This window comes from Leminorella grimontii ATCC 33999 = DSM 5078 (genome assembly GCF_000439085.1).
GTDB classification, from domain to species: Bacteria; Pseudomonadota; Gammaproteobacteria; order Enterobacterales; family Enterobacteriaceae; genus Leminorella; species Leminorella grimontii.
Genome location: NZ_AUUA01000001.1, coordinates 337,287 through 351,507 on the forward strand (window position 1 = coordinate 337,287; position 14,221 = coordinate 351,507).

16 protein-coding genes and 1 other annotated feature (1 of these 17 running past the window's edge) are annotated in these 14,221 nt (G+C 56.6%); of the genes, 7 read left to right on the forward strand and 9 right to left on the reverse strand.

What is annotated here, in order from left to right; all coding sequences use genetic code 11:
* Positions 1-664 precede the first annotated feature (664 nt).
* From G544_RS0101575 to G544_RS0101605, 7 genes are all read left to right on the forward strand, one after another.
* Positions 665-2,026, forward strand: a complete 1,362-nt coding sequence (locus G544_RS0101575; protein WP_027272960.1) for an MFS transporter — start codon at positions 665-667, stop codon at positions 2,024-2,026.
* Between the two features lie 2 nt (positions 2,027-2,028).
* Complete coding sequence (locus G544_RS0101580; protein ID WP_027272961.1) at positions 2,029-2,826, forward strand: sugar phosphate isomerase/epimerase family protein; 798 nt, start codon at positions 2,029-2,031, stop codon at positions 2,824-2,826.
* Positions 2,827-2,845: 19 nt separating this feature from the next.
* Positions 2,846-3,703: a phosphogluconate dehydrogenase C-terminal domain-containing protein gene (locus G544_RS0101585; protein WP_027272962.1), complete on the forward strand. Its 858-nt coding sequence runs from the start codon at positions 2,846-2,848 to the stop codon at positions 3,701-3,703.
* Positions 3,704-3,867: 164 nt separating this feature from the next.
* The gene (gene nanR / locus G544_RS0101590; RefSeq protein WP_211218890.1) at positions 3,868-4,566 is read left to right on the forward strand and encodes a transcriptional regulator NanR; all 699 of its coding nucleotides are present in this window, start codon (positions 3,868-3,870) and stop codon (positions 4,564-4,566) included.
* Positions 4,563-4,880 carry a hypothetical protein gene (locus tag G544_RS0101595; protein WP_027272964.1) on the forward strand — a complete coding sequence of 106 codons (318 nt, stop codon included), beginning with the start codon at positions 4,563-4,565 and terminating at the stop codon, positions 4,878-4,880. Before nanR ends, G544_RS0101595 begins: the two co-directional genes overlap by 4 nt.
* Before the next feature lie 134 nt (positions 4,881-5,014).
* Complete coding sequence (locus tag G544_RS0101600) at positions 5,015-5,290, forward strand: type II toxin-antitoxin system HicA family toxin (RefSeq protein ID WP_027272965.1); 276 nt, start codon at positions 5,015-5,017, stop codon at positions 5,288-5,290.
* 38 nt (positions 5,291-5,328) lie between these two features.
* On the forward strand, positions 5,329-5,661 hold the full coding sequence (locus tag G544_RS0101605) for a type II toxin-antitoxin system HicB family antitoxin (protein WP_027272966.1): 333 nt from the start codon (positions 5,329-5,331) through the stop codon (positions 5,659-5,661).
* A gap of 47 nt (positions 5,662-5,708) precedes the next feature.
* Here G544_RS0101605 and G544_RS19710 read toward each other — a convergent pair whose 3' ends face one another.
* The 9 genes from G544_RS19710 to hisG all read right to left on the reverse strand — a co-directional run bounded on the left by G544_RS19710 (position 5,709) and on the right by hisG (position 14,081).
* Positions 5,709-6,758 (reverse strand): DUF695 domain-containing protein, encoded by a 1,050-nt coding sequence (locus G544_RS19710; RefSeq protein WP_036023051.1) that lies wholly within the window; start codon positions 6,756-6,758, stop codon positions 5,709-5,711.
* 270 nt (positions 6,759-7,028) lie between these two features.
* Positions 7,029-7,649: a bifunctional phosphoribosyl-AMP cyclohydrolase/phosphoribosyl-ATP diphosphatase HisIE gene (gene hisIE, locus G544_RS0101615; RefSeq protein WP_027272967.1), complete on the reverse strand. Its 621-nt coding sequence runs from the start codon at positions 7,647-7,649 to the stop codon at positions 7,029-7,031.
* Positions 7,643-8,419: an imidazole glycerol phosphate synthase subunit HisF gene (gene hisF / locus G544_RS0101620; RefSeq protein WP_027272968.1), complete on the reverse strand. Its 777-nt coding sequence runs from the start codon at positions 8,417-8,419 to the stop codon at positions 7,643-7,645. Before hisF ends, hisIE begins: the two co-directional genes overlap by 7 nt.
* On the reverse strand, positions 8,401-9,138 hold the full coding sequence (gene hisA / locus G544_RS0101625; RefSeq protein ID WP_027272969.1) for a 1-(5-phosphoribosyl)-5-[(5-phosphoribosylamino)methylideneamino]imidazole-4-carboxamide isomerase: 738 nt from the start codon (positions 9,136-9,138) through the stop codon (positions 8,401-8,403). Before hisA ends, hisF begins: the two co-directional genes overlap by 19 nt.
* Before the next feature lie 6 nt (positions 9,139-9,144).
* Complete coding sequence (hisH, locus tag G544_RS0101630) at positions 9,145-9,732, reverse strand: imidazole glycerol phosphate synthase subunit HisH (RefSeq protein ID WP_027272970.1); 588 nt, start codon at positions 9,730-9,732, stop codon at positions 9,145-9,147.
* Positions 9,732-10,799, reverse strand: a complete 1,068-nt coding sequence (gene hisB, locus G544_RS0101635; protein WP_027272971.1) for a bifunctional histidinol-phosphatase/imidazoleglycerol-phosphate dehydratase HisB — start codon at positions 10,797-10,799, stop codon at positions 9,732-9,734. The genes hisH and hisB overlap by 1 nt, the downstream gene beginning before the upstream one ends.
* 12 nt (positions 10,800-10,811) lie before the next feature.
* Entirely contained in the window at positions 10,812-11,873 is a 1,062-nt protein-coding gene (hisC, locus tag G544_RS0101640) for a histidinol-phosphate transaminase (RefSeq protein WP_027272972.1), read from the reverse strand.
* Complete coding sequence (gene hisD / locus G544_RS0101645) at positions 11,867-13,177, reverse strand: histidinol dehydrogenase (RefSeq protein ID WP_027272973.1); 1,311 nt, start codon at positions 13,175-13,177, stop codon at positions 11,867-11,869. Before hisD ends, hisC begins: the two co-directional genes overlap by 7 nt.
* Positions 13,178-13,181: 4 nt before the next feature.
* Positions 13,182-14,081, reverse strand: a complete 900-nt coding sequence (gene hisG, locus G544_RS0101650; RefSeq protein ID WP_027272974.1) for an ATP phosphoribosyltransferase — start codon at positions 14,079-14,081, stop codon at positions 13,182-13,184.
* A gap of 50 nt (positions 14,082-14,131) precedes the next feature.
* Positions 14,132-14,221: a sequence feature (His leader region), on the reverse strand; it runs 37 nt beyond the window's last position.

Below are 14,221 nucleotides of genomic sequence, written 5' to 3' on the forward strand. Positions count from 1 at the left end.
TTTCAAATATTCATTTGATGATCTTATGTTCATTTTTGTTGTGGATGAAAACATTTGTCTTTGACCTGTCCCGCACACGTTTAGGCTATTTTGTTTAAAACATTTAACATTAATGAAAATGTATTGTTGCTAATTCCGTCATTTTGACCAATATGTGAGCTGAATCGTATCCCTTAACTTTAAATCGGCGAAGTGTTTGACCATAAAAAGGGCAAATGGTAATTAATCATTTGTTCTTTATTTGTATCAAATGATCCTTAACGGTAGAGGGACCGATTGACGCTAATGCGGTTTCTCTTCTACTTATAAAAAGAAATCACCTCATCATACCAGTTGTCGATGAAGTTTGACGTACGCGAAAACGTTAGCGGCGAACAGAGGCTTACAGCCGGGTATGTAAAAGGGAGGACGAGACCATGCATGCCGTGAGCCGATACAAGAACGCTGTTATTACCGCGCCAGCCAAAGGCGGTTTCTGCTTATCGCGGCGGTTGGGCGCTGTGGTAGCCCGTTATACCCACTGATTTTTCGTACGTTCGGCCTCTGTACCCGCGGAAGCTGAGCGAATTGTCATTTATACAACAAGATATCACCTCATCATACCAGTTGAAATAAACAATATAGAAGCGGCTGGCAGGATGGGTGATGACAATGAGGTAGCTCAATGAGTCATCAGAATAGCTCCCCCGAGCAGGCCGAGAAGTCGGCCATCAAGAAAATCTCTATGCGTCTGGTGCCGTTCGTGGCCCTGATGTTCTTTATTAACTTTCTGGACAGAACCGCGATTTCGTTTGCCGGGCCAAACGGCATGACGCAGGATCTGGGCCTGACCGCGGCGCAGTTCGGGCTGGCGTCAGGCATTTTCTTTATCGGCTACATTTTGCTTGAAATACCTAGCAACCTGGCGCTGCATCGCTACGGCGCGCGAAAGTGGCTGGCGAGGATCATGGTGTCCTGGGGTATTGTGTCCCTGCTGTTTACCTGGGTCTCCAGCTCGACGGAGCTTTATGCGCTGCGCGTACTGTTGGGGATTGCCGAAGCCGGCTTCTTTCCCGGCGCTATCCTGTACTTAAGCCTGTGGGTGCCGTCCGCCTACCGCAGCAAGATCCTGTCGCTGTTTTATCTGGCGCAGCCCTTGACGACGGTAATCGGCGCGCCGCTGGCCGCGATGATGATCGAACAGCACGGGCTTTTTGACCTGCCGGGCTGGCGGATTATGTTCCTCGGCGTTTCTATCCCCGCCATTCTTGTCGGCATCCTGGCCTGGTTCTATCTGGTGGACAAGCCGGAAGAGGCCAAGTGGCTCAACGAAGACGAAAAGCGCTGGCTGGTAACCGAGCTTAACCGTGAGCATCAGGCCAAGCAGACTCATAAACATCCGACCGTGATGACGGTGATGTTCAACGGCCAGGTATGGATGCTGTGCCTTATCTACTTCGGCTTTATCTACGGCCTGTACGCGCTGGGCTTCTTCCTACCGACCATCATTAACGGTTTCCAACAGCAGTTCCAGGTGACGTTCAACGTCTTCGACAAGGGGCTTATTACCGCCGTTCCGTATTTGCCCGCAGCCGTTGCGCTGTACTTTTGGTCCAAGGATGCGTCGAAGCGGGGCATCCGCAGCTGGCACATCACCATTCCCGCCGTGGCGGGGGCAATTAGCGTACCTCTGGCGCTGTATATGGAATCGCCAACCGCCGTTATTGCCGTGATTACCGTAACGGCCTGCGCCATCTTCTGCGCTTTGCCCAACTTCTGGACGCTGCCGACGCGCTTTTTAACCGGCGCTGCCGCCGCTGCCGCAGTCGCGCTTATCAATACCATCGGCAATATCGCCGGCTTCTCTGCGGGCTACATCACCGGCATGCTGCGCGATGCTACCGGCGGCTACACCGTGCCGATGTTTGTCGTCGGCGGCTTTATGCTGCTTTCCGCCGTGTTGATGACGCTCTTGCAGCGCTACGGCGCGGCGAATGCGCCCGTGCAGTCCGACATGAAAAATACGTTATCACCGGAGGAAAACTAACTATGGGCGTAGGGCTTAGCACTTACTGTTTCTTTTGGCGCGCGTCTGACAGGGTTACGTCCCCGATGGGGCTGCCGCAAATGCTCGAACAGTGCGCAGAGATGGAGGTGAAGCTGTTCCAGATCTGTGACTTTGAGGCCGTGACGAGGATGACGGATGCCGAGCTGGTCGCGCTTCGCAAGCAGGCCGAAGGCTATGGCATTGAGCTGGAGCTGGGCACCAAGGGCGTTTCGGCGGAAGTATTGGATCGCTATTTACATATTGGTCGGCAGCTAAACGTCCGCCTGCTGCGCAGCATGTTCAATTCGCCGACTCATCGCCCAACGACGCAGGAAGCCGAGGCGCTGCTGCGCCGGGCTTTGCCTGAGTTTGAAGCGTCAAATATCCGGCTCTGCCTTGAGACCTACGAACAGGTCAGCAGCCAAACCATGATGTCGGTTATCGACAGCATAAACTCGCCGTGGCTGGGAATATGCCTTGACCCCGCCAACTGCGTCGCCGCGCTGGAGCAGCCTCGCGACGTGATTAACAACACCGCCGACAGGGTGCTGAACCTGCACGTCAAGGACTTCCACTTTACCCGTCAGGCGGGCTGGGTGGGGTTCAATCTGGTCGGCTGCCCGCTGGGGGAAGGGCTTTTAGACTACGACTACATGGTAGAAAAAGTCCGCCCGCAGGAGAGGGGAATTAACCAAATCGTAGAGCACTGGCTGCCGTGGGAGACCAACGCCGTTACCACCTGTCGTTTGGAAAATCAGTGGACGCGCCACAGCCTGAACTACATACGCAATCGTCTTTAAATCAATAAGGAGCACTTGAATGTCTACTGAACTGAAAACCATCACTTTGTTAGGGGCCGGCGGCAAAATGGGGATGCGCATCTCCGACAATCTGCAAAAAAGCGCCTATCAGGTTTACTACTGTGAAAACGCGCCGGCGGGGCAAAAGCGGGTTGAAGACGCCGGTCGTAAAGTGACCGACGCCGATGCGTCCATTCCCAACAGCGACGTGGTGATACTGGCGGTACCGGACATTGCGCTGCAAAAAATCTCTGCCGACGTGGTGCCAAAAATGAAGCAGGGCGCCATTCTGCTGACGCTCGACCCGGCGGCTTCCTACGCCAACCTGATTTTCCAGCGCGAAGGCGTCCAGTACGCGGTAGCGCACCCGTGCCATCCGTCGGTATTCCTTGAGCGCTACACCAAGGAAGAGTATGCCGACGCCTTTGGCGGAGTGGCGGCGGTACAGTCTATCGTGGCGTCGTTTGAGCAGGGCACTGACGCACAGCGCCAAGCGCTGGAGAAGATCGTTCGCCAGATGTATGCACCGGTTGACGACGTTCACTGGATTACCGTCAAGCAGCTGGCCTATCTGGAGCCAACGCTGGTGGAAACCGTCACCTGCATGGTCGGCACGCTGATGAAAGAAGCGCTGGACGAAACCGTGCGCTACAGCGGCGTGCCGGAAGCGGCGGCGAAGGCCATCATGTATGGGCACGTTCAGATTGCGCTGGCCGTCGCCTTCCGCGCTACCAACCCGTTCTCCGACGCCTGTATGATCGCTATCGACTACGGCAAAGAGAAGATTATCAAGCCGGATTGGAAAACCATTTTTGATGAAAAAGAGCTGGATATCGTGCTGGCGCGGATGCTGAAAATTGACGCCATCAAGCGCTAAGATAGGCTACTGAACCTCCTGCTTTAACGGTCGTCCCCAAGGCGGGCCTTCGCGCGATTCGGCGAGCGGTCCGCCTTTTTTGCTTTTGCCGTCCCTCTGTTGTGCCTCCCGGATTATGCCGATAGAATGCCGTCTAACTGATTGTGTTTAATACAGGTGCGTTGATGGCCATTCCCGAAATGAAGTCGCGCGTGATCCAGCGTAAGAAGCTGTCCGACGAAGTGTTTGAGCAGCTGCTTAACCTTATTCGCGAAGAGGATATGCAGCCCGGCGATACGATGCCGACGGAAAGGGAACTGATGGCCCTGTTCGGCGTAGGTCGCCCGGTGGTGCGCGAAGCGATGCAGCGCCTTTCTGGCATGGGCATTATCACCATTCGCCACGGCGAGCGTTCCCGCATTGCTCGGGTGGACATGCATTCGATGATCGAGCAAATCGATCTCACCGCGCGCCACATGCTGTCGAGCTCCAGCCGTAATATCGACTACCTGCTTGAGGCCCGCATCTTCTTTGAATCCGGCATTGCCAAAATCGCGGCGCAGAAGGCTAACGCTATCGACTTAACCCGGCTGCAAAACGAGCTGAACGCCATGCGCGACGCGCCGACCCACGAAGAGTTCGTGCTGTCGGACATGGCCTTTCATCAGGAACTGGCGCGCATTTCGGGCAACCCTATCTACATGGCGGTGTCTGAAGCCGTGTTTCAGTGGATGGCGGACTTCCGGGGCGAAATGCTCAACTTCAAGCCGCGCGACGTAACGCAAAAAGAGCATGAAGAAATCTACCGCTGCGTTGCCGCGCACGATCCCATTGGCGCGGAGAAGGCGATGATTGAGCATCTCGATCACGTGTTGATGAAGTGAGCGCGGGCGCAGAAATAAAAACGCTGTTGGTCGACGTGCTGTTTTACGCCTCCGGGCCTGGCTGCCGCTCAACTGCGCCCGATCTTTCCTGCCGCTTCTATTGTCCCCATCTTATCGTGAAAGGAACGAAGGACTATCTCGGCGTCCGGTTTGTGGACGGCGATACAATTTCGCTGGGCGGCTGGGGAAGCGCCGTGGTTGAAACGATGTATGGCTGCGTGGATTATGGGGCGCTGCTGTTGGAAGACGCTGAGTTTTCTATTGTGGAAGGTGGGAATATCGTTGGGGAAGGGAAGGTTATAGGGAAAAAGTGAATCCTCAACGGCTTTGAACGACTCTTCATTTTTATTAAAAGTCTGATAAAAAAATTTCATTATTTGACTTCATTTATTGACTTCATTTTTTACACCGCTATTATGACTTCACTATATGAAGTCGTGAGGGGTGTATGCAAGGAAAGGTGAAATTGCTAAGGAAGAGGCAATATTCTACCCTGGCGCAAATTTTTAAGACACCTGCTTTGGCAGGGATAAAATGGAAAGAAATTGAGTCGTTGATTATTGCTCTCGGTGGGGAAGTGAAAGAGGGGCGCGGCTCAAGAATAAAGTTCTTTCTGGCTGGCAGCATCGCGCATTTTCATCGTCCGCACCCGTCACCGGATACGGATAAAGGGGCTGTCGTCAACGTTCGTGATTGGCTTATGAGTTTGGGGGTAATGCCATGAATATGAAGAAACAGCCTGATATTAATACGCTTAACACCATGGTTGTAGCCGGTCAGCCGGCGATTATTAGCTTTGTTCCAGAACTGAACGCCTTTCGCGGTCGCTTTCTTGGCCTGTCCGGTTACTGTGATTTTGTCGCCGATAGCATTAGCGCACTAAAACGCGAAGGCGAGATTTCTCTACATGAGTATCTGGAAGACTGTAAAGTGCACGGGATCGAGCCGTATGCCCGAAAGGAAAAGCAAAGGACGTTTACGCTGCGCTATCCTGAATGGTTCGGCGAGCAGTTGGAGCATGCCGCCGCCGCGTCTGAAGTGTCGTTGAATTCGTTTATTGTTGAAGCGTTGAAAGAGCGGCTGTCGCGCCATTGAGGATAGTGAAATTGTCCCCCGAAGGGGACGTCTATTTCTTGTAAGGCTTAAGCATCGCGAGGAACGTGCACCGCATAGCCGAAATACTGCTGCCACGACGGATCGTATTCGCTGTTCAGCTCAAACTGCTCAATGCCCGCCCGCTGCAGGGCCTGACGGATAAGCCGCTCGGTTTTCGCCGCGTCGCCGGAGTAATACGCCGCTTCGCGAAAGGGCGCCTGCAGCTGCGAATAGGCCATCACGCCTTCGCGTTGAGATTCCAGATAGGCGTCAATTTCGTCCTGTAGGTCCTGAACGGTTTCCAAGCCGTTATCCGCCACGTCGATTTGTAGCCGCGTGACCCAGCCAAGGTCGGCGCGCATGGCCACGTTTCTGGCGCTGTCGTGTACCGTCACCAGCAGCTCGCCGTCGTCCGTTTCCGCCCGCAGGCCGCACCACCTGCGCTCTTCGCCAACGGGGAATACGCCGGTATAACCGGAAACGCCGCGCCAGAAGCGGTCAAAAATGGCGGGAAGCTGACCGAGCGGCGTCCAGGTGAGGCGCTGCTGCTGTTCTTCACTGAGATCGAACTCGACAAAGCCGGTCTTAACGGCGAAGTCGTATTCACCAAGCACGTGGTCGAGAGTGATATAAGCCATATTCTGTATGCGATTGCGCATATCGTACGGCACCTCAAAGTCGAACTTCAGGTACAGGCCGACCTGCCCGCCGTCCGCCTCGCAGGCGAAGCTCATCTTTTCTGCGCTCAGTTCAAACGGGTTATCCATCATTCGAAAGGCAAAGCGTTCAGGATTCGCCATCCGTTGACGAAAGGCGACGACCTGATGATATTGCAGCGTCGGCGCTCCTGCGACGAGTTCCATCACTAGCGGAAAGCGATCGCGCACGCCGTGAGCGGTGAAAATCATCTCCATCGGTTCATGTTCCGGCGAACCGGCCATTTCCAGCGCAATGTCGGAGAAATAGGTCGCCAGAACCTCATTGGCTTTGTCAAAACGCTCCCGCGAAGAGAGGCCCTTAAGAGAGGGTTCAAGCGCGACGAAATCCCGCCAGAATTGTGCGACTGCGTCGTTTGTGTCGTTTGTGGTTAATTCCATTTTTTATTTAACTCCGTTTTTAGATTCCTGGCTTAACGTAATAAATAATCAACCAATGTGCAATTTATCAAATGGATTCTGTCGTCCTAGATATTATTGTGAATTTGAAAAGACGGCTAGAGTAAGTGGCTTAAAAAGGGATTTGAAGGGAATGATATTCGTCATGCTATGAGTATGTACGGCTAAGAATATCCAAATGGCAGCAGGTGTTGGAAAAGCAGAAAATAAAAACCGGCGGCGTTCCATAACCCCAAAACGCCGCCCGTTCCATCAACTATGCCTTTCCCTCAGCCTTCCTATCACCGCACTGAGATCCAAATCCTGATCCTGCAGCAGAACCAGCAGGTGGTAGACAAGATCGGCGGCTTCGTTGGTCAGCTCTTCGCGGTCGTGCACGGTGGCGGCCAGCGCGGTTTCTACGCCTTCTTCACCCACTTTCTGCGCGATGCGCTTGGTGCCGCTGGCGTAAAGCCTTGCGGTGTAGGAGCTTTCCGGCGAGGCGGTTTTGCGATCGGCCAGAAGCTGTTCCAGCTTGTAGAGGAACGTCCACTCCGGCTCGGCGGGCGCGAAGCAGCTGTCGGTGCCGTTGTGGCAGGTAGGGCCATGGGGTTTGGCCAAAACCAGCAGGGTATCGTTGTCACAGTCCGGCGTAATGCTGACGGCGTCAAGAAAGTGGCCCGAGCTTTCGCCCTTGGTCCACAGCCGCTGCTTGGTGCGCGAGAAGAAGGTGACCTTTCCGCTTTGTTCGGTGGCGTGCAGGGCTTCCTGATTCATATAGCCCATCATCAGCACTTCGCCGGAAACGGCGTGCTGTACGATGGCGGGCATCATGCCGTCGGTTTTTTCCCAGTCGAGCGCCTGGCGCTGTTCTTGCGTTAATTGCGTTAACATAGGCGTATCTCCACTTTCTTATCGGCCAGATAGCGTTTCAGCTCGCCGATATTGATAATCTGTTTATGGAACACCGAGGCCGCCAGCGCGCCGTCGACGTTGGCGTCGCTAAAGGCGTCATAGAAGTGTTCCATCGTGCCCGCGCCGCCGGAAGCGATAAGCGGTACGTTACATACGCTCCGCACTAGCCTTAGCTGCTTGAGGTCATAGCCGTTGCGAACGCCGTCCTGATTCATCATGTTTAGCACAATTTCGCCCGCGCCGCGCGCCTGCACTTCCTGAACCCAGTCGAGAGTTTGCCAAGCGGTTGCCTTGGTGCGGGCTTCGTCGCCGGTAAACTGATAAACCTGATAGCTTTCCTGCTCGGCGTTGTACCAGGTGTCTATGCCTACGACGACGCACTGAACGCCGAAGCGATTGGCAAGCTGAGTTATCAGCGACGGGTTGGCCAGCGCCGGTGAGTTGATGGAAATTTTGTCCGCGCCGAAGGCGAGAATTTGCCCTGCGTCCTCAACGCTTTTTATGCCGCCCGCGACGCAGAAGGGGATATCTATCACCTCCGCAACCTTGGATACCCAGCTTTTGTCCACCACGCGGCCGTCGGAAGAGGCGGTGATGTCATAAAACACCAGTTCGTCAGCGCCTTCTTCGGCGTAGCGCTTGGCCAGCGGCACAATGTCGCCGATGATCTCGTGATTGCGAAACTGAACGCCTTTAACCACCTGGCCGTCCCGAACGTCCAGGCAGGGAATTATCCGTTTTGCCAGCATGAGATGGCCTCCTCTACGGTAAATTTGCCTTCCAGCAGGGCGCGCCCAACGATAACCCCGGCAACGCCGCTGCCCGTGAGCGCCGCAATGTCGTTTAGGTCGCCGATGCCGCCGGAAGCCTGAAAGGCGATATCAGGATAGCGGGCACAGGTTTCGCGATACAGCTCAACGTTAGAGCCGGCAAGCGTACCGTCGCGGGAGATATCGGTGCACAGCACGTGCCGCAGCCCGTAGGGGCGATAGCGCTCTATGACTTCCTCCAGCGTTTGGTCGGAATTTTCCTGCCAGCCGCTGACGGCGACGCGCTTTTTGCCGTCTTCGCCGATGCGAACGTCCAGCGCCAGCACCAGCGCGTCTGCGCCGAAGCGCTTAAACCAGCCGGTGACTAGATCGGGCTGCTTCACTGCGGTGGAACCGATTACGACGCGGGTAGCGCCGGCGTCCAGCAGGGCGCAGACGTCCTCTAGGGTGCGAACGCCGCCGCCGACCTGTACTGGAACGCTGACGCCGGCCAGCAGCTTACGCAGCAGGGGAATTTGTCTGGCGCTGGGATCTTTGGCGCCGGTCAGATCGACTAAGTGAAGCAGTTCGGCGCCCTGTTGCTGATAGCTTTGCAGACGCGGCAGCGGGTCGTTTCCGTAGTCGCGCTTTTGTCCGTAGTCACCCTGATGCAGGCGCACGACGGCGCCGTCAATCAGGTCTAGTGCGGGTATGATCATCTGGGCTTACATCTCCAAAAAGTTTTTCAGCAATTGAGCGCCGGCCTGACCGGAGCGCTCCGGGTGAAACTGTACGCCGAAGAAGTTGTCCTGTTCGACCGCAGCGGTAAACGCGCCGCCGTAGTCGCTTTGCGCGATCGTCGCCTCACAAACCGGCATGGCGAAACTGTGGACGAAATAGAAGTAGGCGTCATCGTCGATGCCGCGAAACAGATGATGGCCCGCCAGCGGCGTAACGCGGTTCCAGCCCATGTGGGGCAGGGGAAGGCCGCCGGTCTCCATCCGATTAATAGGCGCGTCGATGATGCCGAGCGTATCGACGTTGCCCTCTTCGCTGCGCGCGGCCAGCAGCTGCATGCCGAGGCAGATGCCCAGCACGGGCTGGGTGCAGGCCTTAATCAGCGTAATGAGGTCGCGCTCTTGCAGCATGTTCATCGCCGCCGGCGCAGAGCCGACGCCGGGCAGAAACAGCTTGTCGGCGCGCAGCACCACGTCAGGCTCGCGGCTGACGGTGGGCTCATAGCCCAGCCGTTTGATGGCGTAAGCCACCGAAGCCAGGTTGGCGCAGCCGGTGTCCAGAATGACGACGTCCATCACAGCACTCCTTTTGAGCTAGGCAGCGCGTTGCCCTCAACGCGAATGGCCTGGCGCAGCGTGCGGCCGAAGGCCTTGAACAGGCTTTCGACCCGGTGGTGATCGTTTTTACCTTTGGTTTTCAGGTGCAGGGTGACGGCCATCGAATAGGCCAGCGAGTGGAAGAAGTGTTCGACCATCTCGGTGCTCATATCGCCGACGCGCTGGTGCTTAAATTCGGCGTTGTACTCAAGCCACGGGCGGCCGGAGATGTCCAGCGCGCAGCGCGCCAGGCATTCGTCCATCGGCAGCACGAAGCCGAAGCGGCCGATGCCGCGCTTGTCGCCCAGCGCCTTTTTCAGCGCTTCGCCCAGCGCCAGCCCGGTATCTTCAATCGAGTGGTGATCGTCGATAATCAGGTCGCCCTTCACGTTGACGTTCATGCGAAAGCCGCCGTGGGTGGCTATCTGGTCCAGCATGTGGTCAAAGAAGCCGATGCCGGTGTTGATTTGGCTACCGCCTTCGCGGTCGAGCCACACTTCAACGTCGATGGAGGTCTCTTTGGTGGTGCGAACGACGTGAGCATGGCGGTCCGGCTGGGTGAGCTGCTTGACGATTTGATTCCAGCCCGCCTCATCGCGCTGGTAGCGGATACCGCCGATGCCCATGTTGGCAGCCAGCTGAAGGTCGGTTTCCCTGTCGCCGATGACCCAAGAGTTAGCGTAGTCCATTACCTCACTGTTCAGATAGCGTTCGACCAGCTTGGTTTTCGGCTTGCGGCAGTCGCAGCCGTCGGCGGGCATGTGCGGGCAGATAAGCACGTCTTCAAAGCGAACGCCCTGAGATTCGAAGATTTGCATCATCAGGCTGTGGGGCGGCAGAAAGTCTTCTTTCGGAAAGCTGGCGGTGCCCAGCCCGTCCTGATTGGTGATCATCACAAGCGTAAAGCCGGCTTCCTGCAGCTTCAGCAGGGCGGGAATGGCGAACGGCTCCATCGCCAGCTTGTCCAGCCGGTCGACCTGAAAGTCGACGGGGGGCTCGGCAATCAGCGTGCCGTCGCGGTCAATAAAGAGGTATTTTTTACTCATTGGCGCTTTTCCTTACAGGGCTTTCAGGGCGTCGATGACGGCGTCGCATTCGCGCTGCGTACCGATGGAAATACGCAGGCATCCCTGCAGACCCGGCTGTTTGTTCTGATCTCTAAGTATAATCCCCTTATCCCACAGCGCTTTAAATACGCGCTCGGAATCCGTGAGCTTAAACAGCAGATAGTTGGTTTCGCTGCCGTAGGTCATCGTTACGTCGCCGCACTCTTTCAACTGCTGCTGTAGGCGGTCGCGGCGAGCGTTGAGGGACTCGACGCGCTTTCTCATGGTGGATATGCCCGCTTCGGTCAGCGCCTGGGCGGCGATGTCGGCCACCGGCGTGGAAAGCGGATAGGGGGCGATAACCTTAAGCAAAATGCCGATGATTTCTTCGCTTGCCAGCGTAAATCCACAGCGCAGCCCGGCCAGGGCGAAAGCTTTAGAGAGGGTGCGCAACACCACTAAATTCGGATATTGCTTCAGCCAGCTTACCACGCTGGCCTGCGGGCAGAACTCAATATAGGCCTCGTCGACCACCACCAGCGCGCGGCCTGCTGTCATGTCGAGCAGCGTGCGGATATCGTCCGGGTTGATGAGGTTGCCGGTCGGGTTGTTGGGGCTGCAGACGTAAAGGAGCTTCACGCCGTCGAGCGCGCGCTCAATGGCGGGAATGTCTAGCTGCCAGTCGGCGGTGGCGGGCACCGTGCGGCGCTCTACGCCTAACGTTTCCGCGCTGACGCTGTACATGCCGTAGGTCGGCGGGCAGTAGAGCACGGCGTCTTTTCCCGGTTCGCAGAAGGCGCGCATCAGAAGTTCAATGCCTTCGTCGGCGCCGCGGCTGACCAGCACCTGCTGGGGCTTGACGCCCGCATAGGCGGCGTAGCGTTCAATCACCTTAACGGGCTGGCACTCCGGGTAGCGGTTAAGGGTCTGTTCCGTCAGCTGGTAGGCCGTCGCTTCCGGATATTCGTTGGCGTTGAGCCACACGTCGCCTTTACCGCCAATGCGGCGGGCGGACTGATAGGGAGTCAGTTTTCTGACGTTATCACGGACAAGCTGCTCAATGTTACTCACGATGACGCCTCCTGATTTAGCTGATTTAATTTTTCTACCCGCAGCGAAACGGCTCGACGGTGGGCGGTAAGCTGTTCTGCCTGCGCCAGCGTTTCTATCGTCGGCGCTAGCGCCATAAACCCTTCGGCGGTAAGCTTTTGTACGGTCATGCGCTTTTGAAAGTCGGCCAGGCCCAAACTGGAGTAGGTTGCCGTATAGCCATAGGTTGGCAGCACGTGGTTAGTGCCGGAGGCGTAGTCGCCGGCGGATTCCGGCGACCAGTCGCCGAGGAACACCGAGCCGGCGCTTGTGATGCGCTCAACCAGAGATTCGGGATCGCGGGTCTGCAAAATCAGGTGCTCAGGCCCGTAGCGGTTGCTGATTTCAACGCACTGATCCAGGCTTTCCGTGACGATAAGGCGGCTTTCCGCCAGCGCCTGAACGGCGATTTTTTTTCGTGACAGTGTCACTAGTTGTTTATCCAGCTCTTCCGAAACCGCCTGAGCGATGTCTTCGTCCGGCGTCAGTAGGATGACCTGCGAATCCGTGCCGTGCTCCGCCTGCGACAGCAGGTCGGCGGCGATAAATGAGGGCGTTGAACCGCCGTCGGCGATCACCAGCACTTCTGACGGCCCGGCAGGCATGTCGATGGCTGCGCCGCCGACCGCTTGGCTGACCTGGCGCTTGGCTTCGGTAACGTAGGCATTGCCGGGGCCAAAAATCTTATCGACTTTCGGCACGCTTTCGCTGCCAAAGGCCATGGCGGCAATCGCCTGCGCGCCGCCAACTTGGAAGACGTCTTGAATTCCGCACAGCGTCGCCGCATAAAGAATCTCATCGGCAATGGGCGGCGGCGAGCAGAGCACCACCTTACGACAGCCCGCCAGGCGTGAAGGAATGCCGAGCATCAGTACCGTTGAAAGCAGCGGCGCGGTGCCGCCGGGGATATAAAGGCCGACGGCGTCAATGGGGCGCGTCACCTGACGACAGCGCACGCCCGGCTGGGTTTCAACGTCAACGTCGGGCAATACCTGTGCGCGGTGAAAGGTTTCGATATTGCGTGCGGCGATGGCCATCGCCTGCTTGATATCATCGCCCAGGCGGGCCGCTGCGGCGTCGATTTCCCGCGGGCTCACTCGCAGGCTGTCGGTCTGGATCTTATCAAAGCGGGCGCTTAACTCTAAAAGCCCGCGATCGCCCTGAGACTTCACCTTTTCAATGATGTCGCTGACGGCGTCACTGATGCGCGCTGACGCATTGACCGCCGGGCGCGACAGCAGCTCGCGCTGCTGCTGTGGGTTACACTGCTGCCAGTATGTCAGTTGCATGTTGTTACTCCATCATCTTCTCGATTGGCAGTACCAGAATGGAGCTGGCGCCGAGGCTCTTGAGACGCTCCATCGTTTCCCAAAACAGGGTTTCACTGCTGACCATGTGCATCGCCACGCGATTTTGGTCGCCCGCCAGCGGCAGGATGGTGGGGCGCTCAGCGCCCGGCAGCAGCGAGACGATTTCGTCTAAGCGGTCGTTAGGCGCGTGCAGCATGATGTACTTGGATTCTCTGGCTTGAATGACGCCCTGAATGCGGGTCAGCAGCTTGTTGATAAGCTCCTGTTTGTCATCGGACATTTCGCCTTCGCGCTGAATCAGCGTTGCCTTGGAGCGATAGATAACTTCGACCTCGCGCAGGCCGTTGGCCTCAAGCGTAGCGCCGGTGGAGACCAGATCGCAGATGGCGTCAGCCAGGCCGGCGCGGGGAGCGACTTCAACGGAGCCGTTTAACAAACAGGACTTGAAGCGAACGTTTTGTTCATCCAGATAGCGTTTCATCAGGTGAGGATAAGAGGTAGCGATACGTGAGTTTTGCAGGCTTTGCGGGTCGGTGTATTCGGCGTCCAGCGGCATGGCGATAGAGAGACGGCAACCGCCGAAGTCGAGGCGGCGCAGGGTGTTGTAGCGAGGATCTTCGCCCTGGGCGCGGCGGTTGAGCAGCTCTTCTTCCAGCACGTTCTCGCCGACGATCCCCAGATCGACCACGCCGTCCATCACTAGCCCCGGAATATCGTCATCGCGCACGCGCAGGATGTCCATCGGCATGTTTTCAGCGAAGGCGATCAGGCGCTGCTGCTGAAGGTTGATTTTGATGCCACAGTTGGCAAACAGCTTTTGTGATTCTTCGCTCAAACGGCCTGACTTTTGAATGGCTATCCGTAAACGGCTTTTGTCTAACATGGTAATCCTCTTCTTATCGCTCTGTAGGTTGTGATGTTAAAACGGCGGACATAAAAAAACCCTCGGAAGAATTCTTCCGAGGGCTCTCTTTGTTAACGCTTGTCCGCCGCTGGAAGAATCGAGTCGTCTCCCAGCACCAA